The organism is Pseudomonas sp. GW822-FHT02E03 (genome assembly GCF_058802325.1).
Window position 1 is genome coordinate 158,621 of sequence record NZ_JBXAOA010000008.1, and the last position, 22,457, is coordinate 181,077.

16 protein-coding genes are annotated in these 22,457 nt (G+C 60.2%); 13 read left to right on the forward strand and 3 right to left on the reverse strand.

All coding sequences use genetic code 11. The features are described from left to right. Nucleotides 1–41 precede the first annotated feature (41 nt). Nucleotides 42–1,055, reverse strand: coding sequence for a Bug family tripartite tricarboxylate transporter substrate binding protein (locus AC1RQB_RS09260; protein WP_008067598.1), 1,014 nt, complete (start codon nucleotides 1,053–1,055; stop codon nucleotides 42–44). Nucleotides 1,056–1,496: 441 nt separating this feature from the next. Here AC1RQB_RS09260 and AC1RQB_RS09265 point away from each other — a divergent pair, with 441 nt between their 5' ends. The 6 genes from AC1RQB_RS09265 (at nucleotide 1,497) to AC1RQB_RS09290 (ending at nucleotide 9,090) form a co-directional block, all read left to right on the forward strand. Beyond that, nucleotides 1,497–2,768, forward strand: coding sequence for an MFS transporter (locus AC1RQB_RS09265; protein ID WP_241824505.1), 1,272 nt, complete (start codon nucleotides 1,497–1,499; stop codon nucleotides 2,766–2,768). Then, entirely contained in the window at nucleotides 2,761–3,717 is a 957-nt protein-coding gene (locus AC1RQB_RS09270; RefSeq protein ID WP_008067601.1) for an amidohydrolase family protein, read from the forward strand. The genes AC1RQB_RS09265 and AC1RQB_RS09270 overlap by 8 nt, the downstream gene beginning before the upstream one ends. Beyond that, complete coding sequence (locus tag AC1RQB_RS09275) at nucleotides 3,714–4,718, forward strand: 4-hydroxythreonine-4-phosphate dehydrogenase PdxA (protein ID WP_063342793.1); 1,005 nt, start codon at nucleotides 3,714–3,716, stop codon at nucleotides 4,716–4,718. The genes AC1RQB_RS09270 and AC1RQB_RS09275 overlap by 4 nt, the downstream gene beginning before the upstream one ends. A gap of 522 nt (nucleotides 4,719–5,240) precedes the next feature. Further along, nucleotides 5,241–6,416, forward strand: a complete 1,176-nt coding sequence (locus AC1RQB_RS09280) for an L-rhamnonate dehydratase (protein WP_008071943.1) — start codon at nucleotides 5,241–5,243, stop codon at nucleotides 6,414–6,416. Nucleotides 6,417–6,471: 55 nt separating this feature from the next. Then, entirely contained in the window at nucleotides 6,472–7,467 is a 996-nt protein-coding gene (gene araD1, locus AC1RQB_RS09285) for an AraD1 family protein (protein WP_063342794.1), read from the forward strand. A 42-nt stretch (nucleotides 7,468–7,509) separates the two neighbouring features. Further along, nucleotides 7,510–9,090: an aldehyde dehydrogenase (NADP(+)) gene (locus tag AC1RQB_RS09290; protein WP_063342795.1), complete on the forward strand. Its 1,581-nt coding sequence runs from the start codon at nucleotides 7,510–7,512 to the stop codon at nucleotides 9,088–9,090. 133 nt (nucleotides 9,091–9,223) lie between these two features. On the opposite strand, the gene AC1RQB_RS09295 is transcribed toward AC1RQB_RS09290, so the two are convergent. Then, nucleotides 9,224–10,132, reverse strand: coding sequence for a DMT family transporter (locus tag AC1RQB_RS09295; RefSeq protein ID WP_063342796.1), 909 nt, complete (start codon nucleotides 10,130–10,132; stop codon nucleotides 9,224–9,226). 129 nt (nucleotides 10,133–10,261) lie between these two features. Here AC1RQB_RS09295 and aceK point away from each other — a divergent pair, with 129 nt between their 5' ends. The 7 genes from aceK to AC1RQB_RS09330 all read left to right on the forward strand — a co-directional run bounded on the left by aceK (nucleotide 10,262) and on the right by AC1RQB_RS09330 (nucleotide 21,507). Further along, a complete protein-coding gene (gene aceK / locus AC1RQB_RS09300) occupies nucleotides 10,262–11,983 on the forward strand; it encodes a bifunctional isocitrate dehydrogenase kinase/phosphatase (protein ID WP_008071935.1) in 1,722 nt (573 codons plus the stop codon). 193 nt (nucleotides 11,984–12,176) lie between these two features. After that, nucleotides 12,177–16,088 carry an ATP-dependent RNA helicase HrpA gene (gene hrpA / locus AC1RQB_RS09305; RefSeq protein WP_063342797.1) on the forward strand — a complete coding sequence of 1,304 codons (3,912 nt, stop codon included), beginning with the start codon at nucleotides 12,177–12,179 and terminating at the stop codon, nucleotides 16,086–16,088. 342 nt (nucleotides 16,089–16,430) lie between these two features. Next, on the forward strand, nucleotides 16,431–17,552 hold the full coding sequence (locus AC1RQB_RS09310; protein WP_063342798.1) for a beta-ketoacyl-ACP synthase III: 1,122 nt from the start codon (nucleotides 16,431–16,433) through the stop codon (nucleotides 17,550–17,552). Between the two features lie 261 nt (nucleotides 17,553–17,813). After that, complete coding sequence (locus tag AC1RQB_RS09315; protein ID WP_007898730.1) at nucleotides 17,814–18,428, forward strand: RNA polymerase sigma factor; 615 nt, start codon at nucleotides 17,814–17,816, stop codon at nucleotides 18,426–18,428. Further along, on the forward strand, nucleotides 18,422–18,658 hold the full coding sequence (locus tag AC1RQB_RS09320; RefSeq protein ID WP_008071928.1) for an anti-sigma factor family protein: 237 nt from the start codon (nucleotides 18,422–18,424) through the stop codon (nucleotides 18,656–18,658). Before AC1RQB_RS09315 ends, AC1RQB_RS09320 begins: the two co-directional genes overlap by 7 nt. Nucleotides 18,659–18,889: 231 nt before the next feature. Beyond that, a complete protein-coding gene (locus AC1RQB_RS09325) occupies nucleotides 18,890–20,233 on the forward strand; it encodes an OprO/OprP family phosphate-selective porin (protein ID WP_063342799.1) in 1,344 nt (447 codons plus the stop codon). Nucleotides 20,234–20,382: 149 nt separating this feature from the next. Continuing rightward, entirely contained in the window at nucleotides 20,383–21,507 is a 1,125-nt protein-coding gene (locus AC1RQB_RS09330) for a GNAT family N-acetyltransferase (protein ID WP_063342800.1), read from the forward strand. A gap of 20 nt (nucleotides 21,508–21,527) precedes the next feature. Here AC1RQB_RS09330 and aqpZ read toward each other — a convergent pair whose 3' ends face one another. Further along, nucleotides 21,528–22,226: an aquaporin Z gene (gene aqpZ, locus AC1RQB_RS09335; RefSeq protein WP_008009869.1), complete on the reverse strand. Its 699-nt coding sequence runs from the start codon at nucleotides 22,224–22,226 to the stop codon at nucleotides 21,528–21,530. Nucleotides 22,227–22,457: the final 231 nt, after the last annotated feature.

Consider the following 22,457-nt stretch of genomic DNA (forward strand, 5'->3'; position numbering starts at 1 on the left):
CAGAGGTGACGGCCGTGCGCAGGCGAACGGCCGCAAACAACTCAGTTTTTCAGCCAGCCGGCTTCTTTGAACACCGGCGTAACGCGAGCGGTGTCTTTCTCGATGTAAGCAGTCAGTGGCTCGCCTTCGAGGAAGGTCGGCACCAGTGCGTTCTGCTTGACGTAGGCCTTGAACTCCGGCGTCTCGGTGACTTTGCGCATCAACTCGACATAGAACGCCCGCTGTTCGGCGGTGACTTCGCCGGGCATGAACACGGTGCGTGGGAAGCGATACTGATCGATGCCCAGGCCTTGCTCGTGACAGGTCGGAACGTCGGCCCAGGATTTTTCGCCGGCGACTTTCTCGGTGTAGCTCATGCGTTGCTTACTGAACACGCAGAGCGGTTCGACCTGATCGCCGCGCCACTGGCTGATGCTTTCGCTGGGGTTGTTGACGTTGGCGGCGATGTGTTTGCCGGCCAGTTGGGTCGCGGCTTCACTGCCGCTCTTGAAGGGGATGTACACCAGCTTACTGTTGTTGGTCTGGTTCAGCAGCAGGGTCAATGTCTGGTCGACATCCTTGGACTGGCTGCCACCCATGCGCAGTTTCGACGGGTCGGCCTTGGCCGCTTCGTAGAAGCTTTTCGCATCCTTCCACGGCGCACCTTTGTAGCTCCAGAGGATGAAGTCGTCCTCGGCCACTGCCGCGATGGGGGTCAGTTCCTGCCATTGATAACCGAGCTTGGACACCAGTGGCAACAGATAGATGTTGTTGGTGCCGATCACCAGTTTTTCCGGATCACCCTTATTCATTTTCAGGTCGAGAAAGGCTTCGGCGCCGTTGCCGCCGCCCTTGTTGAGGACGATGGTATTCACGTCGAGGAACTTGTGTGTGGTGATGATTGACTGGATCAGTCGACCGAGTTGATCGGTGCCGCCACCTGGACCGCCAGCGACAACGATTTCGACGTTCTTGTCCGGTTGCCAGGCGTGAGCCAGAGCGGGAAGGGCGCCGGCGGCGACCAGCGTGCAGCCAAGAAACAGACGGGAAGTGCGACGGACGAATGCATTTCGCATGGAAGGGCCTCGTTTTTGTAGTTGTTATGAGTGACTTGGGAAAGCCGCAAGCCTGGCCTGAGTGTGGGAAGCCTGCGGTCCGGCGTCTAGTCAAAACAATACATACACCGATAGCCTGGGGTTATAGGTGATGACCGAGAAAAGCGCATTTTGTCGCTGATCCCTGTGCGCCAGAGCCGTTCAAGCGCAAAGTCGACCCCTGCGCCAAGCGTTGAAAGCCTCCCGAAAGCAGGGTATGCCATAACCCGAGGCTATCGCCTTATTTCAAGTTTTGATTAGACGGTTATCACTGAGCCTTCGATAGTGCTCACCAGCGCCGCCATGAAGCGGCAAAGTTGCAATTCACAACAATAATAAAACGAGGTATGCACCATGGCTCGTCCCAGTGCTTCCCTGCATCTGCCCGGCGCAGATGTCCAGCCAACGGCAGCGTCGACTTTGATGGCCGATACCAGTCAAGCCAGCAGCGTGCGCTGGCGGATCTTTGCGATCATCTTTGCCTTGACCATGGTTAACCTGATCGATCGGGTGTCGCTGTCCATTGCAATGCCGACCATCGCCCATGAGTTTTCCCTGTCACCGAGCATGCAAGGGCTGATTCTCAGCAGCTTCTTCTGGGCCTATGCGCTGCTGCAGATTCCCGGCGGCTGGATGATTGATCGCTTCGGGCCGCACCGAGTCATCAGTTGGTCCACCGGATTATGGGGAATGTTTCAGGTACTGGCGGCCTTTGCCACCGGCGGCTTGTCGTTGCTCTTCGCGCGGGTGGCCCTGGGGGCTGCGGAAGCACCGTTGTTCCCTTCGGGCGGCAAGCTGATTTCCCTGTGGCTGGCACCGAGCGAGCGCAGTCGCGGCGCGGTGCTGATGGACAGCGGCAGCCCGTTGGGCGTGGCACTTGGCGGTTTGATCATTGCTTATCTGATTGCTTCGCTGGACTCATGGCGCCTGGCGTTCGTGATCGCCGGCATCGCGACCCTGGTCCTGGCCTGGCTGGCGTGGCGGTATCTGCGCGATGACCCTGCCAGTCACCCGCAAGTGAATGCGGCGGAACTGGAGAAAATCAACGCCGGACGCGCCACTCCTGCCGCCGAAGCTGCGCGCATTCCGGTCAAGGGCCTGGGCATTGCCGCACGATCCCTGAGTGGTTTGCTGATTGGTCGTGCCTGCTGGGCGATGGTGTATTTCGGTCTGCTGACCTGGGGGCCGAGTTATCTGGCCCAGGCTCGCGGCTTCGATATCAAAGGCATTGGCGCTGCGACGTTCGTGATCTTCGTGTGCGGCGCGTTGGGTTCGTTGACCGGTGGTTTCCTCTGCGACGGGTTGATCCGCAAGGGCGTCAGCCGCGGTGTGGCGGTCAAGAGTCTGCTGGCGTTTTCCGGCCTGGTGGCCCTCGGTGCGTTCCTGCTGCTGCCGACCCTGAGCAATCCTTTTGCGGCCGTGGCGTTGTTGGCCATGACCGCGTTTTTCTTGATGTGGGGCAGCCTCTACTGGAGCTTCCCGGCGCTGTTGGCGGCACCGGCGCGGGTCGGCCTGATCGGCGGCGTGATGAACATGGCCGGCAGCACGGGCGGGATTGCGGTGCCGATCCTGGTGGGAATCATTGTGCAAATGACCGGTGGTTTTGCGCCGGTGCTGGGCTTCTTTGCGGTGTGCTCGGCGGTGTTCGTGCTGGCAACTTTATTCATCAGTCTTGAGGAGGTGCGTCATGGGTGAGTTGTGGAACGGTCCCATCATCGATGCCCATCATCACTTCTGGGATCCGTCGATCAATGACCATCCGTGGCTGGCGCCCGAAGCCAACATTCCTTTTCGCTACGGTGATTACAGCGCGATCAAACGTCGCTACTTTCCCGAAGACTATTTCGCTGACGCTGGCCAGCATCGCGTGGTGCAAACGGTATACGTCGAGACTGAATGGGACCCGCAAGACCCGATTGGCGAAACCCTTTTCATCGAGGGGCTGGCCGTCCGATACGGCGTCCCGAACGCGGTCGTGGCGCAAGCCTGGCTCGATCATCCGGACGCCATTGCAGTGCTCGCCGAACAAGCCAGTTTCAAGTGTGTACGCAGCGTGCGCCACAAACCCGGCGGCCCGACCACGCCTGCGCAAGTTGGCCATGTTCGCAGCCTGATGAGCGACGAACACTGGCGGCGCAGTTTTGCCGCCCTCGAAGGGCTGGACTTGCATTTCGATTTGCAGACCCCGTGGTGGAACCTGCACGAGGCCGAACGGCTGGCTCGGGACTTTCCCGGTACCACGCTGATTCTCAATCACGCCGGGTTGCCCAATGACCGCAGTGCCGAAGGCCTGGCAGGTTGGCGTCTGGCGATGGCGCGGCTAGCCGAATGGCCGAACGTGCAGGTGAAGATTTCCGGTCTTGGGCAGGGTGGCCAGGCATGGCGCGCCAAAGACAACGCCTGGATCGTGCGTGAAGTGATCGCCATGTTCGGCACTGATCGGGCGATGTTCGCCAGCAACTTTCCGGTGGACAGCCTGTGCGGCTCGTTTGATGACATTTACAGCGGTTTCAAATCCATCGTTGCAGATCTGCCAGGTGCCGATCAGGAACGGCTTTTCTACAGCAACGCGCAGCGGGTTTATCGCTGTGAACCTTGTGCCATTGACCGAACATGGCCTGAAACCTTGAGGAGTGAAGCATGAACAAGACGACCATCGCCATGGTCCTGGGTGACCCGGCCGGCATCGGCCCGGAACTGATCGCACGCCTGCTCGCAGAGCCTCAAGTGCGTAGCCAGGCGAATGTGATCCTGATTGCCGATGAAGCGGAAATGCGTCGCGGCATGCGCATCGCCGGGACAGAGTTTCCTTACCGTCGCATCGAATCTCTGGATCAATTGGATTTTCGCGATGACACGCCGCTGTTCTATGACTTCCGTGGCGACACCATTGGCGAGTTCCCGCGCAGCGAAGCCAGTGTCATCGGCGGCCGCTACAGCCTCGACACCCTGGAAAAAGCCCTGCGCCTGACCGAGACCGGGACTACCGACGCGGTGCTGTTCGGGCCGTTGAACAAGACCTCGCTGCACATGGCCGGTATGGCCCACAGCGACGAGCTGCACTGGTTCGCCGAGCTACTGGATTTCCACGGGCCGTTCTGCGAGTTCAACGTGCTCGACAACCTGTGGACGTCGCGCGTGACATCCCATGTGGCGCTGGCCGATGTGCCGGGCATGCTCAGCCAGACGCGGGTGGTCGAAGCGATCCAGCTGATCGACACAGCCCTCAAGCGCAACGGCCTGGCCAAACCGCGTATCGGCGTGTGCGGGCTGAACCCGCACAACGGTGACAACGGCTCGTTCGGTCGCGAAGAATTGGACATTATTGGCCCGGCTGTTCGTTCGGCTCAGGCGCTGGGTGTTGCGGCCGAGGGGCCATACCCCGCCGACACGATTTTCCTCAAGGTGCAGGGCGATGCCAGTGCCTTTGATGCGGTGGTGACCATGTATCACGACCAAGGGCAGATCGCGATCAAGTTGATGGGCTTCTCCCGTGGGGTGACGGTGCAAGGCGGGTTGCCGATACCGATTACCACACCGGCCCATGGCACCGCGTTTGATATTGCGGGGCAGGGCAAGGCGAATGTCGGGGCGATCCGCCAGGCGTTCGAGATTGCGTGCCGGATGGGCGCCAACAACTACTGACACAACGCAGGTCCCCTGTGGGAGCCTGCTCGCGATAGCGGCCCGACAGTCACTGCAAGAGTGTCTGTACTGCCACCATCGCGGAGGCACCTCCTGACCGTATTTCATACCTGTAAACGATGTCTGCGGTTTAAAACGTAAAGGATGTCTCCGGTTTCTACCCGGGCAAGCCGCTCCCACAGGGTTTTGCATTGATCAAAAAATCGAGCAACACCACCAGTCACTGTGGGAGCGGGCTTGCCCGCGATAGCAGTCTGCCGGTCACTACAAAGGTTACTGGCGGGACCGCTTTCGCGAGCAGGCTGCTCCCACATTTGTTTGGTGTGTACCCATAACCTCATTCACTCAATATCCGCTTTTTGCGATCACCCCAGGTTATCGCCGGATACGCATAAGTGATTATCCCCACCCCCCGAGCGCTGGCTAAAGTCGCTCCATCGAATGCCCGAAGCCGGCCACAGGAACGGCTCTGTGCAGCGACTCAACAACTACAAAAAGCCGGCAGCGCAAGGAACTGTATTCATGAAAATCAAAGCAATCCGTACCCGCGTTTTCGAGTGGAAAGGCAAAGTCGTTCCCCCTCAAGCGCACTTCTGCACCAACGCCAGTGACATCCTGTTCGAGCGCGGCGACGCGATGGGGTCGTTCCGTTTCCATGGCTGGCTGGTGGTGGAGGTCGAGACCGATACCGGTCTTGTTGGCATCGGTAACTGCGCTTTGGCGCCGCGTGTGGCCAAGGAAATCATCGACACCTACCTGGCACCCATCGCCATTGGCGAAGACCCGTTCGACAACGAATACATCTGGCAGAAGATGTACCGCCAGAGCCACGCCTGGGGCCGCAAAGGCATCGGTATGGCGGCGATCTCGGCGATCGACATCGCCATCTGGGACATCATGGGCAAAGCAGTGAACAAGCCGGTGTTCAAACTGCTCGGCGGTCGGACCAAGGAAAAAATCTGGACCTACGCCTCCAAACTCTACGCCAACGACAACCTCGACCTGTTCCTCGAAGAAGCTCAGGGTTATCTGAACCAAGGCTTCACCGCGCTGAAAATGCGTTTCGGCTACGGTCCGAAAGATGGCCCGGCCGGCATGCGCAAGAACATCGAGCAAGTGCGCGCCCTGCGTGAACTGGCCGGCCCGGACATCGACATCATGCTCGAATGCTACATGGGCTGGACCCTGGAATACGCCCGGCGCATGTTGCCTAAACTCGCCGAGTTCGAACCACGCTGGCTTGAAGAACCGGTAATTGCCGACGACATCGAAGGCTACATCGAGCTGAAAAAAATGGGGATCATGCCGATCTCCGGCGGCGAGCATGAGTTCACTTCCTACGGCTTCAAGGACCTGCTGGAGCGCCGCGCCATCGATGTGATCCAGTACGACACCAACCGCGTCGGCGGCATCACCGCTGCGCGCAAGATCAACGCCCTGGCCGAAGCCTGGTCGGTGCCGGTTATTCCGCACGCCGGGCAAATGCACAACTATCACCTGACCATGTCCACCACCGCTTCGCCAATGGCTGAGTTCTTTCCGGTGTTCGACGTCGAGGTCGGCAATGAACTCTTCTACTACGTGTTCAAGGGCGAGCCACAACCGGTCAAAGGCTACATCCAGCTCGATGACAACAAGCCGGGCCTGGGACTGGAAATCTCCGATGAATACCTCGGCGACTTCAACATTATCGAATGACCTTGGCGCGTCGCCCGAAAGGCGGCGCCATCCAGAATTTTCCGGAGAACAGGACATGCGCCTGATTCAATTTGAAAACATCACCGGGCAACGCCAGGTCGGCCTCGTCGAGGGCGGTCAGGTTCAGGTGCTGCGCGATACCCGCAACACTCGCGAACTGGCGCTGGCGGCGATCCGCGGCAAACGTAGTCTGCAAGATGAAGTCGCCAGCCGAGGCACCGAAGCCGGCCCGGACTACCAGCAACTGTTGCAAGAGGGGCGGGTGCTGCCGCCGCTGGACCACGAAGATCCGGCCCATTGCCTGATCAGTGGCACTGGCCTGACTCACCTGGGCAGCGCTTCGGCGCGGGACAAGATGCACCAGCAGGACGGTGCGGTCGAAGCCGGCATGACCGACACCATGCGCATTTTCAAGTGGGGCCTTGAGGGCGGTAAACCGCAAGCCGGGCAAGTCGGTGCGCAGCCGGAATGGTTCTACAAGGGGGACGGCAGCATCGTCGTGCGCCCCGGCGCCGACTTCCCGGTGCCACCGTTTGCCGAAGACGCCGGCGAAGAACCGGAGTTGACCGGGCTCTATGTGATCGGCGACGACGGCCTGCCGTATCGCGTCGGTTATGCCTTGGGCAACGAGTTCTCCGACCATGTGATGGAACGTCGTAATTATCTGTACCTGGCTCATTCGAAACTGCGCTACTGCGCCTATGGTCCGGAGTTGCGAGTCGGTGAGTTACCCAAGCATCTGGCGGGCAGCAGTCGCATCACCCGCAACGGCGAAACGCTCTGGGAAAAAGAGTTTCTCAGCGGCGAAGACAACATGTGTCACAGCCTCGCCAACCTCGAATTCCACCACTTCAAATACGCACAGTTTTTGCGTCCGGGCGATGTCCACGTGCATTACTTAGGCACCGCCACGTTGTCGTTTGCCGACGGGGTGAAAACCCGGCCGGGGGATCGCTTCCAGATCAGTCTGGATGAGTTTGGTGCGCCGCTGGAGAACGGCATCGGTGAAAGTGCTCCGCCGTTGGCCATCGGTCAGGTCCGCGCGCTTTAAGCCTTCAACCTCCGGTGAGCTTTGCCGGTCAAGGAATCTGTCATGACAACCCTGCTTGGACACAACTACATTGGTGGCGGCCGCAGCGCCAACGGCACGCTGCAACTGCAAAGTCTGGATGCAAGTACCGGTGACGCGTTGCCCGGTACTTTCTTCCAGGCCACCGAAGCCGAAGTGGATGCGGCCGCCAAAGCGGCTGCCGCGGCCTATCCGGTGTATCGCAACCTGAGCGCGGAGAAGCGCGCCCGGTTCCTTGACGCCATTGCCGATGAAATCGATGCGCTGGGGGAGGATTTCATCGCCACGGTATGCCGTGAAACCGCATTGCCGGCCGGACGTATTCAAGGCGAGCGCGCACGCACCAGCGGCCAGATGCGCCTGTTCGCCAAGGTTCTGCGTCGTGGTGACTTCTACGGTGCGCGGATTGATCGGGCGCTGCCGGATCGTCAACCATTGCCGCGTCCCGATCTGCGCCAGTACCGCATCGCTTTAGGGCCGGTCGCGGTGTTTGGCGCGAGTAATTTCCCGCTGGCGTTTTCCACGGCCGGCGGCGACACCGCCTCGGCGCTGGCCGCCGGTTGCCCGGTGGTGTTCAAGGCTCACAGCGGACATATGGCAACCGCCGAATGGGTCGCGGACGCGATCATCCGCGCAGCGGAAAAAACCGAAATGCCGGCGGGCGTATACAACATGATTTATGGCGGTGGCGTCGGTGAATGGCTGGTCAAGCACCCGGCGATTCAAGCGGTCGGCTTCACTGGTTCACTCAAGGGCGGCAATGCGCTGAGTCATATGGCTGCGACCCGGCCGCAGCCGATCCCGGTGTTTGCCGAGATGTCGAGCATCAACCCGGTATTCCTGCTGCCTGAAGCCCTTGCGGTGCGGTGCGAACAGATCGGCGCGCAACTGGCGGGTTCGGTGACGCTGGGTTGCGGGCAGTTCTGTACCAATCCGGGCCTGGTGATCGGCCTGCGTTCGCCGCAGTTCAGCACCTTTCTGGAAATGTTTTGCGCCAGCATGAACCAGCAACCGCCGCAGACCATGCTCAACGCCGGCGCGCTGGCCAGCTACAGCAAAGGCCTGGTCGAGTTGCACGAGCATCCTGGGCTGACGCATCTGGCGGGCAAGCCGCAGCAGGGCAATCAAGCTCAACCGCAGGTGTTCCAGGCGGACGTCAGTCTGTTGCTCAAGGGCGATGAACTGCTTCAGGAAGAGGTCTTCGGACCGACCACCATCGTCATTGAAGTCGAGGATCGCGCGCAGTTGACGGCAGCGCTGCATGGCCTGCGCGGACAACTGACGGCGACACTGATTGGCGAGGCGGATGAATTGCTGGAATACCGCTGGCTGGCTGAGTTGCTTCAGGAAAAGGTCGGGCGGATTCTGCTCAATGGCTATCCGACCGGGGTCGAGGTGTGTGAGGCGATGGTGCATGGCGGGCCGTACCCGGCGACGTCCGATTCGCGCGGGACATCCGTCGGGACGCTGGCGATCGACCGTTTCCTGCGGCCGGTGTGCTTCCAGAATTATCCGGATGCGTTGTTGCCCCAGGCGTTGCAGAACGCTAATCCGCTGGGGATTCGGCGGTTGGTGGATGGGGAGGTGAGTCAGTTAGCTTTGTAGTCGTCTGAGCCGACGCCATCGCGGGCAAGCCCGTTCCCACAGTGATTTGTGTCGTACACAGATTCTGTGGGCAATCCCTAAATCCTGTGGGAGCGGGCTTGCCCGCGAAGGCGTCATCAGCAACACCACATCACTACCTGGCAACCACCTCAGGCGCCTTCACCACCGCCCGCTTCAACACTAGCCACAACGCCAACGCAATCAACACCCCGCCATAAAGGTGCGCCATCGACAGCGGCTCATCCAGCAACAGCGCCCCCCACAACACGCCGAACGGCGGGATCATGAAGGTCACGGTCATCGATTTCACCGGGCCAACCGACGTCAGCAAACGGAAATAAATAATGTAGGCAAAGGCTGTGCAGACCAAACCCAACCCCAGCAACGACAGCCAGACACTCCAGCCGCCCCAGCTCACCGGTGGCTGGCTGATCACGCTGTAGCCAAACAACGGCAGCAACAACAACGTCGCGCCGAGCATGCTGCCCAGCGCCGAAAGGCGACTGTCGAGGCCACCGGCATGGTCGAGCCAGCGCCGGGCGAGGAACCCGGCAAAGCCATAGCAGGTGGTGGCCATCAGGCACGCGAGTGCGCCCATCAGCAGTTCCATGTTGAACGCCACCGGCCCGGCGCGAGTGAGGATGCCGACGCCGAACAGTCCGAGAAACACCCCGCCGAGCTTGGCTGTAGTGAGTTTTTCATGGAAGAACAATCCACCGATCAGCACACCCATCAGCGGCGTGGTGGCGTTGAAAATCGCCGAGTAACCGGCCGGCAGCACCTGGGCGGCCACGGAATAGAGGGTCGCTGGAATCCCGGAGTTGATCATCCCGAGCAGCATCACCGTCTTGAATTTGCCTTTGAAATCCCAGCTGATGCGCATCAGCCCAAGGATCACCAGCAGCCCGACGGCGGCAATCGACACGCGAAAAAAAGCAGTGGGGATTGTGCCAATCACTGGGGCAATAACGCGCATGAACAGAAAACTCGCACCCCAAATGGCGGCAAGCGACAACATACGCAGGATATCGACGGGGTTCACAGCGCTTTCCTTCCTTGATTGGCGCGCAAGTGTCGCGCCAGTCAGGGCACAAGGCAATGGTTGCGTTGCGTCACACAGGGCCACTAAGCTCAGGCTCCAACGACAAGAACAGCCGCCGAGGTTTTACCTATGCCGCAGCAATGGCCAGCCGCCGACATCGCCCGAATGATCCTCGATGGCTTTGACGATTACCGCGAGCATTTCCGTCAGATCACCGACGGCGCCCGAGCCCGTTTCGAGCAGGCTCAATGGCAGGAGACGCAAGTCGCGTCGGCGGCGCGGATCAACCTCTACGAAGAAAAGGTTGGCGAAACGGTAGGGCGCTTGCATGCGTCGTTCGAGACCGATGTGCTGATGGACGTCAGCAACTGGCCGCTGGTCAAAAGCGCTTACATCAGCCTGATTGACCTGCGTTTCGACGATGAACTGTCCGAGACCTGGTACAACTCGATTTTCTGCGGCCTGTTCAGCCATGACCTGATCAGCGATGGCTGCATGTTCATTCACACCACGCGGCCAAGCCTGCGCCGGGCCCGGGCTGCGCAAACCCGCACCTACAAGCCGCAGGGGCAGTTGTCCGGCATGCTCACGAGCATCTTTGCCGACTACCGCTTCAGCGAAGATTACGCCGATCTGGCCGGCGACCTGCGTCGCCTCGAAGCGCAATTGCGCGAGAACCTGCCGGACTGGGTCTGCAAGGACCCGGAGCTGAGCGTCGAACTGTTTTCCTCGGTGCTTTACCGCAACAAGGGCGCCTATCTGGTGGGGCGCATTTACACCCCCGACGAGCAATGGCCACTGGTGATTCCGCTGCTGCACCGCGAAGGCCGGGGCATCCAGATCGATGCGCTGATCACTGACGAGGCGGAGGTGTCGATCATCTTCTCCTTCACCCGTTCGTACTTCATGGTCGATGTGCCGGTGCCGGCGGAATTCATCGGCTTTCTCAAACGCATCCTGCCGGGCAAGCACATTGCCGAGCTGTACACCTCGATCGGCTTCTACAAGCATGGCAAGTCCGAGTTTTATCGCGCGCTGATCAATCACCTGGCCAACACTGACGACCAGTTCATCATGGCCCCCGGCGTGCGCGGCATGGTCATGAGCGTGTTTACCCTGCCGGGCTTCAATACCGTCTTCAAGATCATTAAGGACCGCTTCTCGCCGTCGAAAAACGTCGACCGCGCCACGGTGATCGAAAAGTATCGCCTGGTGAAAAGCGTCGACCGGGTCGGGCGGATGGCCGACACCCAGGAGTTCGCCGACTTCCGTTTCCCCTTGAGCAAGTTCGAGCCGGCATGCCTGGAAGAATTGCTTGAAGTGGCCGCGTCCACGGTCTCGGTGGAGGACGATACGGTGCTGATTCGCCACTGCTGGACCGAACGCCGGATGACGCCGTTGAACCTCTATCTGGAACACGCCAACGAGGCGCAGGTTCGCGAGGCGCTGGAGGATTACGGTCTGGCGATCAAGCAACTGGCGGCGGCGAATATTTTCCCCGGTGACATGTTGCTGAAGAATTTTGGCGTCACCCGTCACGGTCGTGTGGTGTTTTATGACTACGATGAGATCTGTTTCCTGACCGAAGCCAACTTTCGCCACATCCCGCAACCGCGTACACCGGAAGACGAAATGGCTTCCGAACCGTGGTACTCGATCGGGCCGCTGGATGTATTCCCCGAGGAATTTCCACCGTTCCTGTTTGCCGATTCGGGGCAACGGCGGTTGTTTGATCAGTTGCATGGCGAGTTGTACAACGCCGATTACTGGAAGAGTTTGCAGGAGGCGATTCGGGCGGGGAAGGTGATTGATGTGTTCCCCTACCGCCGCAAAGGCCTCGATAACGAGTAGCCTGCATCTGACACTGATCGTTCCCATGCTCCGCGTGGGAATGCCTCCCCGGACGCTCCGCGTCCGCTCTTGGGACGCAGAGCGTCCCTTGCTGCATTCCCACGCAGAGCGTGGGAACGATCACACACCCGCAATCGCTGCCAAATCTGCGACAATCCGCCCCCTGCGCCACTAGACGACTTTTGCGTACCTGATGACTGACGAATCGCCTTCAATCGACAAACTGCTGAAAAACCTCGATCACGCCATGCTCGCCGACCGCCACCGGCTGCGGCGGCAGTTGCTGGAGCTGCGCAAGAAACCTGACGAGGCCAAGCTGGCCCAGTGGGTGACGCGCACGCAGGCGTCCTGCGATCAGGTGTTGGCGCGGCGTGCCAGCCTGCCGGTGATTCGTTACGATGACAGCCTGCCAATCGCCGCCAAGCGCGACGAAATCAAAGCGGCGCTGCTCAAGCATCAGGTGCTGATCATTGCCGGCGAAACCGGGTCGGGTAAAACCACCCAGTTGCCGAAAATCTGCCTGGAAATCGGTCGCGGCCAGCACGGCCTGATCGGCCACACCCAGCCCCGTCGAATCGCCGCCCGCAGTGTGGCGAGCCGGGTCGCTGAAGAATTGGCGACGCCGTTGGGCGCGTTGGTCGGCTATCAGGTGCGGTTCGAGGATCAGAGCGATGCCAACACCCTGATCAAACTGATGACCGACGGCATCCTGCTGGCGGAAACCCAGAACGACCGCTACCTCGAACGCTACGACACGATCATCGTCGACGAAGCCCACGAACGCAGCCTGAACATCGACTTCCTGCTCGGTTACCTGAAAACCCTGCTGCCGCGTCGTCCGGACCTGAAAGTCATCATCACCTCGGCCACCATCGACCTGGAGCGTTTCTCCAAGCATTTCGATGATGCGCCGATCGTCGAGGTCTCCGGTCGTACCTTCCCGGTAGAAACCTGGTACCGCCCGCTGACCCTGGAGCAGGACGAGGAGGGCAACCGCGTCGAGGATGACCTGACCGTGGATCAGGCGATTCTCGCCACCCTCGACGAGATTGCCGCGTTCGAACGTAGCGAGCGCAAGAGCCCCGGCGACGTGCTGGTGTTCCTGCCCGGCGAGCGCGAGATTCGCGACGCCGCCGACATGCTGCGCAAGGCCCAGCTCAAACACACCGAGATTCTGCCGTTGTACGCGCGGCTGTCGCCGGCCGAGCAGCAGCGGATTTTCCAGTCCCACCCTGGACGTCGCGTGGTACTGGCTACCAACGTCGCCGAAACCTCGCTGACGGTGCCGGGCATCCGTTACGTGATCGACAGTGGCACCGCGCGCATCAGTCGTTACAGCTACCGCGCGAAAGTGCAACGCCTGCCCATCGAAGCGATTTCCCAGGCCAGTGCCAACCAGCGTAAAGGCCGTTGCGGGCGGGTCGAACCGGGCATTTGCATCCGCCTCTATAGCGAAGAAGATTTCATCGGCCGCCCGGAATTTACCGACCCGGAAATCCTGCGGACCAACCTCGCGGCGGTGATTTTGCAGATGCTCCATCTGCGCCTCGGCGAGATCACCGATTTCCCGTTTATCGAACCGCCGGATGGCAAGGCCATCAGCGATGGTTTCAACCTGCTGCAAGAACTCTCGGCGGTGGACCGCAACAGTCAGTTGACGCCGCTTGGTCGCCAGCTGGCACGGCTGCCTGTGGACCCGCGCATGGGTCGCATGCTGCTGGAAGCAGCGAAACTGGGCAGCTTGCAGGAAGTGCTGATCGTCGCCAGTGCCATGTCGATTCAGGACCCGCGCGAACGTCCGCCGGAGCGTCAGCAGGCCGCCGATCAAGCCCACGCGCAGTGGAAAGACGTGGACTCGGACTTCGCCGGGCTGGTTAATCTGTGGCGTGGTTTTGAAGAACAACGCCAGGCCTTGACCGCCAGCCCGCTGCGTAACTGGTGCCGCAAGAATTTTCTGAATTACCTGCGCCTGCGCGAGTGGCGCGACTCCCATCGTCAGTTGAGCCTGATCTGTCGCGACATGCAGCTGAGCCTCAACAAAGAACCGGCGGATTACCCGAAACTGCACAAAGCCGTGCTGTCCGGATTGCTCAGCCAGATCGGCCAGAAAGCCGATGAAGGCGATTACCTCGGTGCCCGTCAGCGGCGCTTCTGGATTCACCCGTCGTCGGGCCTTGGCAAGAAGCGTCCGCAATGGCTGATGACCGCCGAACTGGTGGAAACCACCAAACTCTACGCGCGGATGGTCGCCAAGATCGACGCCGACTGGATCGAGCCGCTGGCCGGGCACCTGATCAAGAAAAACCACTTCGAACCCCATTGGGAGAAGAAGCGCGGTCAGGTCGTGGCCTTCGAGCAAATCACCCTGTTCGGGCTGATCGTAGTCGGGCGCCGGCCGGTGCATTACGGGCCGATCGACCCGGTGGTGTCCCGTGAGTTTTTTATTCGCGAAGGTCTGGTGCGCGGCGAGATTCAATCCAAGGCCAAGTGTTTGTCTGCCAATGCACAGTTGTTGGAACAGCTCGACGAACTGGAAGCCAAGGCGCGCCGCCGCGACATCCTCGCGGACGAAGAAACCTTGTTCGCCTTCTACGATGCGCGACTGCCAGCAGAGATCCACCAGACCGCGACCTTCGACAGTTGGTACCGGGTCAACAGTCAGAAAGACCCACAGCTGCTGATCATGCGCGAAGAAGACGTGCTGGCTCGCGAAGCCAGTGAAGTCACCGCCGCGCATTACCCGGACACCCTGCACATCGGTGATCTGGAACTGGCGCTGAGTTATCACTTTGAACCCAACCATCCTCGCGACGGCGTGACCTTGCGCGTGCCGGCACCGCTGTTGCCGATGCTGCCGCCGGAACGACTGGAATGGCTGGTGCCGGGCGTCATCGAGGCCAAGTGCATTGCGTTGGTGCGCAACCTGCCCAAGGCCCTGCGCAAGAATTTCGTGCCGGTGCCGGACTTCGTCAAAGCCGCGTTGCAGCGCATCACGTTTGCCGAGGGCTCGTTGCCTCTGGCGCTGGGCCGTGAGTTATTGCGCATGACCGGTGCGCGGGTCAGCGATGAGGCGTGGGCCGAAGCGTCGCAACAGGTCGACAGTCATTTGCGGATGAACCTGGAAATCGTCGACGGTCAGGGCAAGTTCCTCGGCGAAGGCCGTGACCTGGCCGAGCTGACCGCACGCTTTGCCGAGGCGAGCCAGGCTGCGTTGGCTGTACCGCAAACGGCGAAGAGCCAACAACCGGTGGAGCCGAAAGTCTTTGCCGCCGTGGCCGAGAAAACCCAGCAGAAAATCGCCGGGCTATCGATGACGGTGTATCCGGCGCTGGTGGAAGAGGGCGGCACAGTCAAGGAAGGTCGATTCTCGACCCCGGCCGAAGCCGAGTTCCAGCATCGCCGGGCCTTGCAGCGCTTGCTGATGCAGCAATTGGCGGAACCGGCGAAGTTCCTGCGCGGCAAGTTGCCGGGGCTGACCGAGTTGGGCCTGATGTATCGCGACATGGGGCGAGTCGACAGCCTGGTGGAAGACATTCTGCTGGCCAGTCTCGACAGCTGCATTCTCGAGGGCGAAGACCCATTGCCACGCGATGGCGCCGGGCTGGCGTCGCTGGCCGAGCGCAAACGTGGCGGCTGGACCGAGCACGCCGAACGGCTGGCGAAGCTGACGCTGGAGATTCTCAAGCTCTGGCACGGCCTGCAAAAACGCTTCAAGGGCAAGATCGACCTGGCGCAAGCCGTGGCCTTGAACGACATCAAGCAGCAGCTCAGCCATCTGGTGTATCCGGGGTTCGTGCGGGAAACCCCGATGCCGTGGCTCAAGGAACTGCCGCGTTACCTCAAGGCTGTCGAGCAACGTTTCGAAAAACTCGGCGCTCAGGTGCAGAAAGACCGGGTCTGGAGCGGCGAATTGTCCGGCCTCTGGGCCCAATACCAGACCCGCGCCAACAAACACGCCCAGGAAGGCAAACGCGATCCGCAGCTGGAACTCTATCGCTGGTGGCTGGAGGAATACCGGGTCTCGCTGTTCGCGCAGCAATTGGGGACCAAGGTGCCGATCTCCGACAAGCGCCTGAACAAGCAATGGAGCCAGGTCGAGCCGTAAACACGATCCCCTTGATCGCCTGCGGTCTACTGTAGGAGCTGCCGAAGGCTGCGATCTTTTGATCTTCTGGTGTCGCGGCAAAGAAAGATCAAAAGATCGCAGCCTTCGGCAGCTCCTACCCGGTATCGCATTACATCGCGCCTTCGCAAAAGGCGCCAAAAGCCAGCGTTTATGGCAAACTTCGCGCCTATAAACGCCAGTCCCGCGGTTTTGAGCCTTCACGGGCCCGGGCGGATCGGAATAAAGCGATGCCAGGTTTGCGTCCGGAGCCTGGAATAGACCCTTTGTGTGTTGGTACGTCGGTGCCAGCGCTTTCTGCCTGAACGGATTAGAGAAACGACCATGCATAACGTCGTCATCAGCGGCACCGGCCTGTACACACCGGCCAACAGCATTTCCAACGAAGAGCTGGTGCAGTCTTTCAACGCTTACGTCGCGCAGTTCAACGCCGACAACGCCGACGCCATCGCGCGCGGCGAAGTCGAGGCATTGACCGAATCCAGCGCAGCGTTTATCGAAAAAGCCTCCGGCATCAAAAGCCGCTTTGTCATGGACAAGGACGGCATCCTCGACCCGCAACGCATGGCACCACGCTTGCCCGAGCGCTCGAATGACGAGTGGTCGGTGCTTTGCCAGATGGCCATCGGCGCGGCCGAGCAAGCCTTGCAGCGCGCCGGCAAGACCGCCGCTGACATCGACGGTGTGATCGTCGCTTGCTCCAACCTGCAACGCGCCTATCCGGCCATCGCCATCGAAGTCCAGGAAGCGCTGGGCATCCAGGGTTTCGGTTTCGACATGAACGTCGCCTGTTCCTCGGCGACCTTCGGCATCCAGGCGGCGGCCAACAGCGTGCAACTGGGCCAGGCCCGGGCGATCCTGATGGTCAACCCGGAAGTCTGCACCGGTCACCTGAATTTCCGCGACCGCGACAGCCACTTCATCTTCGGCGACGCCGCCACGGCGGTGATCATCGAGCGTGCGGATCTGGCGACGTCCAAGTACCAGTTCGACGTGGTCAGCACCAAACTGCTGACCAAGTTCTCCAACAACATCCGCAACAACTTCGGGTTCCTCAACCGCGCTGCGGAAGAGGGCATCGGTGCCCCCGACAAGCTGTTCGTCCAGGAAGGCCGCAAGGTGTTCCGCGATGTCTGCCCGATGGTCGCCGAGCTGATCGCCACGCACCTGGAAGAAAACCAGCTCAACGTCAGCGACGTGAAGCGCTTCTGGCTGCACCAGGCCAACCTCAGCATGAACCACTTGATCGTCAAGAAGCTGCTGGGCCGCGAAGCCACCGAAGAAGAAGCCCCGGTGATTCTCGACACCTATGCCAACACCAGTTCTGCCGGTTCGATCATTTCGTTTCACAAGAATCAGGACGATCTGGTCAGCGGTTCGCTGGCGGTACTCAGCTCGTTCGGCGCCGGTTACTCGATTGGCAGCGTGATTCTGCGCAAGCGCTGATGCTTGTGTGGTGAGGGCTTGCCCTAATGCCAGTCAGTTGAGCCGTAATGCAATCTGTAGCAGCTGCCGAAGGCTGCGTTCGGCTGCGTAGCAGTCGTAAAATCAGAAACTGCGGTACGTCAGGCAGGCCGCGTTAGCCAGATCACGACTGCTTCGCAGCCTTCGGCAGCTGCTACAAGAAGTGCGTAGCTGCTGAAATGGCGCTCCAACGGTGGGCAAGCCCCCTCGTCACAATATCGGTAGTTCTGAAACGAGGTTTGCATGGCCGCAGCTGACGACACCCTATTGCTCGAACGCCTGCTGGCGGGCGAGCAGAGGGCTTTCAAGGAACTGGTCAGCACTTACCAGAGCGCCATGCGCGCGGTGGCCTATGCCATCGTCGGCAACCGACACGTCGACGAGGTGGTACAGGATGCCTGGCTGTCGGTGGTGCGCAATCTCGGCGGGTTCGAGGGGCGTTCGAGCCTCAAGACCTGGCTGCTGACCATCACCGCCAACTCGGCCAAGAGCCGCTACAAGCAAAACCGCCGGGAAGTGCTGCTCGATGACCTGCCGTCGCCTCACGGCACCCTCGATGACGATCGTTTTTCATCGACTGATGGACATTGGCTGGTGGCGCCGTACGCCTGGCATCAGGACACGCCAGAGGCCCTGTTGACCGAAAACGAGCTGCGCGAATGTCTGGAGCACACGCTGCTCAGCCTGTCGGAACTGCAAAGCAGTGTTTTGCTGTTGCGTGAGCGACAGGGGTTGGAGCTGGAGGAGATCTGTAATCTTCTGGAGATCTCGCTCTCCAATGTTCGTGTGCTGCTGCATCGGGCACGGTTGAAGGTCTTTGCGACCGTGGAGCATTTTGAGGAAACCGGCGAATGTTGACCTGCAAGGAACAAGTGGCGCGCTCCAGTGATTATCTCGATGGCCAGTTGAGTTTTCGAGAGCGACTGATGGTGCGGCATCATTTGATGTTTTGCCCCAATTGCCGACGGTTCATTCGGCAGATGCGGTTGATGCAGGCCACCTTGAAGGTGATGCCCGAGCCACCTGTAGCTGATCTGGATGCGCTGGCTGAACGGCTTGCCAACGAACATCTGAAGAACAAACCGTAGTTTCCCCGCGCGTAATACCCCCTTCAGCCGCTCTAACTTGCGGCTTGCAGCTCATCCCTTGACGCTGCTTTTCTGTTATTTCGATTCGAAGTAAAAAAGTTCCCCTGTCATAAAATCTTTATCTATCAGCAACCCGGCTGAAATACCCCGCCTCCAAGATTCCCTCCCAACACAAGCGGGCCAGACCCGCGTGTTTCCAAGCTACAGACCACCAATTAGGGGAACTCTTCGATGATCCGTAAGCACTTCGCCGGTTTTGCCGCCAGCGCATTGGCCATGGCAGTAACCGCCCAGGCTTTCGCTGGCACCGTCACCACTGACGGCGCCGATATCGTAGTCAAAACCAAGGGCGGCCTCGAAGTCGCCACCACCGATAAAGAATTCAGCTTCAAACTCGGCGGTCGCTTGCAGGCTGACTACAGCCAGTTCGATGGTGTCTACACCCGAAACGGCGATACCGCCGACGCTGCCTACATCCGTCGTGGCTTCCTGGAGCTGTCTGGTGTGCTGTACACGGATTGGGCTTACACCATCAACTACGACTTCTCCCACAACAGCGGTGATTCCGACAACGGTTACTTCGACGAAGCGTCGTTGGCCTACAACGGCTTCAAACCGGTCTCGATCAAAGTCGGTCGTTTCGACCCGGACTTCGGCCTGGAAAAAGCCACCAGCTCCAAGTGGGTCACTGCGCCAGAACGCAACATGGCGTACGACATGGTCGATTGGGCGAACAGCCACCAGAATGGTCTGGGCCTGCAAGCCTCCAGTACCTTCGCTGATTCGTTCTACGCTTCCGCCGGCGTGTTCAGCAAAGACACCGACGATACCGATGGCAACAGCGTTAAACAGGCCAACGGGCGTTTTGTCTTCGCGCCGATGCATGACGCCGGCAACGTGCTGCACTTCGGTGTGAACGTGGCTTCCCGTGATGTCTCCGACACGGCGTTCGACTCGCGTTATCGCACCCGCATGGGCATGCGTGGCGTTGAAACCCTCGGCGGCAACGATGCTGGCACCAACGGCAACCGTCCGGTGCTGGGCGGCAGTTCCTCGTCGCCGGCCGGCTCCTATGACCGTGACGACGCTTACGGCCTGGAAGCCGCATTCGCCATGGGTCCGGCCTCGATCCAGGGTGAATACGTCGCCCGCAAGACCAAAGCCGATGCCAGCAACCTTGAAGACATCAAGGGTCACGGTTTCTACGTTCAGGGTGCCTACACCCTCACCGGCGAAGCCCGTGGCTATAAAGTCGGCAAGTTCGACGCGATCAAGCCAGCCAACAAATCCATCGGCGCCTGGGAGCTGTTCTATCGTTACGACAGCCTGACCGTCGAAGACGACAACATCACCACCGCCAGCCTGACCCGCGATGTCGGCGATGCCGAAGCCCAAGTGCATACCCTGGGCGTCAACTGGTACGCCAACGAAGCGGTGAAAATCACCGGCGCCTACCTCAAGGCCAAGACGGACAACGTGACCAATGCCACTGCGGCCAGCGGCACGACGCCTGCCCGTCGCACCGGTGATGACAGCGGTGACGGCTTCGTGGTCCGCGCTCAATACGTGTTCTAAATTGCAGTAAACGCTGTAAGAGCTCTTTCTTCATCCGTTAAAGCTCCTCTCGTTTAACCCCGCTTCGGCGGGGTTTTTTTTGTTTCGGGTTAGGCAATCAGATAAGCGATACTCCTCCCATCTGTAGAAGATGATGGTCGGGGATACTGATGCCGCTGCAACGTCTGGAAAGTCTGTCCGAAATCGCGCCGCACACCTGGGACGCGCTGGTGCCGGAAACTCAGCCGTTTCTGCGTCATGCCTTTCTGAGTGCGCTGGAAGACAGCGCCAGCCTCGGCCCGCATTCCGGCTGGCAGCCCGAGCATCTGTTGCATGTTGAAGGCGATCGCCTGATCGCCGCACTGCCCAGTTACCGCAAATGGCATTCCTACGGCGAGTACGTGTTCGACCATGCCTGGGCCGAAGCCTGTGAGCGTGCCGGCATCGACTACTACCCCAAGCTGTTGACGGCGGTGCCGTTCAGCCCGGTCAGCGGGCCGCGATTGCTGGCGGCGACGATCGAGGACGGTTTCGAACTCCTACAGAGCCTGCCGGGTTATCTGGAGATCGAAAAACTCTCCAGCGCCCACATCAACTTCACCGATCCATTCACCGACGCGGCATTGGCCGAACAACCTGGCTGGTTGCAGCGCATTGGCTGTCAGTATCACTGGCAGAATCGCGGTTATCGGGATTTTCAGGACTTCCTCGACGCCCTAAGTTCGCGCAAGCGCAAGCAAATGCGCAAGGAGCGTGAGCAAGTGGCGGGGCAGGGCATTGACTTCGAATGGCTGGAAGGACGGCAATTGGATCAGGCGCAATGGGACTTTGTGTATGCCTGCTACGCCAATACCTACGCGGTGCGTCGGCAAACGCCGTATCTGACCCGGGAATTTTTCAGTCTATTGGCCGAGCGCATGCCGGAATCGATTCGTGTGGTGCTGGCTAAACAAGGCTCACGACCGGTGGCCATGGCCTTCAGTCTGGTCGGGGGCGACAGCTTTTACGGTCGTTACTGGGGTTGCCTCGCGGAGTTCGATCGCCTGCATTTCGAGACTTGTTTCTATCAAGGCATGGATTACGCGATTGCCAACGGCTTCCAGCGTTTCGACGCCGGCGCTCAGGGCGAGCACAAGTTGATTCGTGGCTTTGAACCGGTGATCACCCATTCCTGGCATTACCTGCGCCACCCGGGCTTGAAGTCGGCGGTGAAAGACTTCCTTGAGCGCGAACGTGTCGGGGTCATGGGGTATGCGGAAGAAGCGAAAACCGCCTTGCCTTACCGGCAAGGCTGATCTTCGCGTTATGTCCCTTGTCAGCTGTCTTCTTTACCCAACCAGCGATACATCACACCGCCGATGACCGCACCCAGAATCGGCGCCAGCCAGAACAGCCACAGTTGTTGAATCGCCCAACCGCCGACAATCAGTGCCGGGCCCGTACTGCGGGCCGGGTTGACCGAGGTGTTGGTGACCGGAATCGAGATCAGGTGGATCAGGGTCAGCGCCAGGCCGATGGCGATGGGCGCCAGCCCGGCCGGCGCGCGTTTATCGGTGGAGCCGAGAATGATCAGGATGAACATGGCGGTCATCACCAGTTCACTGACAAACCCCGCCGCCATCGAGTAGCCGCCGGGCGAGTGTTCGCCGTAGCCATTGGACGCAAGGCCGCTGGCCAGTTCGAAGCCGGGTTTGCCGCTGGCGATGAAGTACAGCAGAGCCGCTGCGATGATCCCGCCAATCACTTGGGCGATGATATAGGCGGGCAGTTCTTTGGCGGGGAATCGTCCGCCGACGACCAGCCCGACCGAAACCGCAGGGTTGAGATGGCAACCCGAAATGTGGCCGATAGCGAAGGCCATCGTCAGTACCGTCAAACCGAATGCCAGGGACACCCCCAGCAAACCGATCCCCACGTTTGGAAACGCCGCCGCCAGGACCGCACTGCCGCACCCCCCTAACACCAGCCAGAACGTCCCCACCAATTCTGTAGCCGAACGTTTGAACAAAGACATAGCGAGTTTCCCTGTCGAGATAACACTGTCGTTGTGCATCCAGCAGATGGACTACTCCAGAACCTTTGCTGAGTACAGCAGGGTTTGAATGAAATTCCAGTGACCATAAAAACCGCCGGAGCCCGTGTCTAAAGGGTTGTGGCGGTTATCGCAGGTCTAATGTGGGAGCGGGGGGGGGGGGGGGGGGGGGGGGGGGGGGGGGGGGGGGGGGGGGGGGGGGGGGGGGGGGGG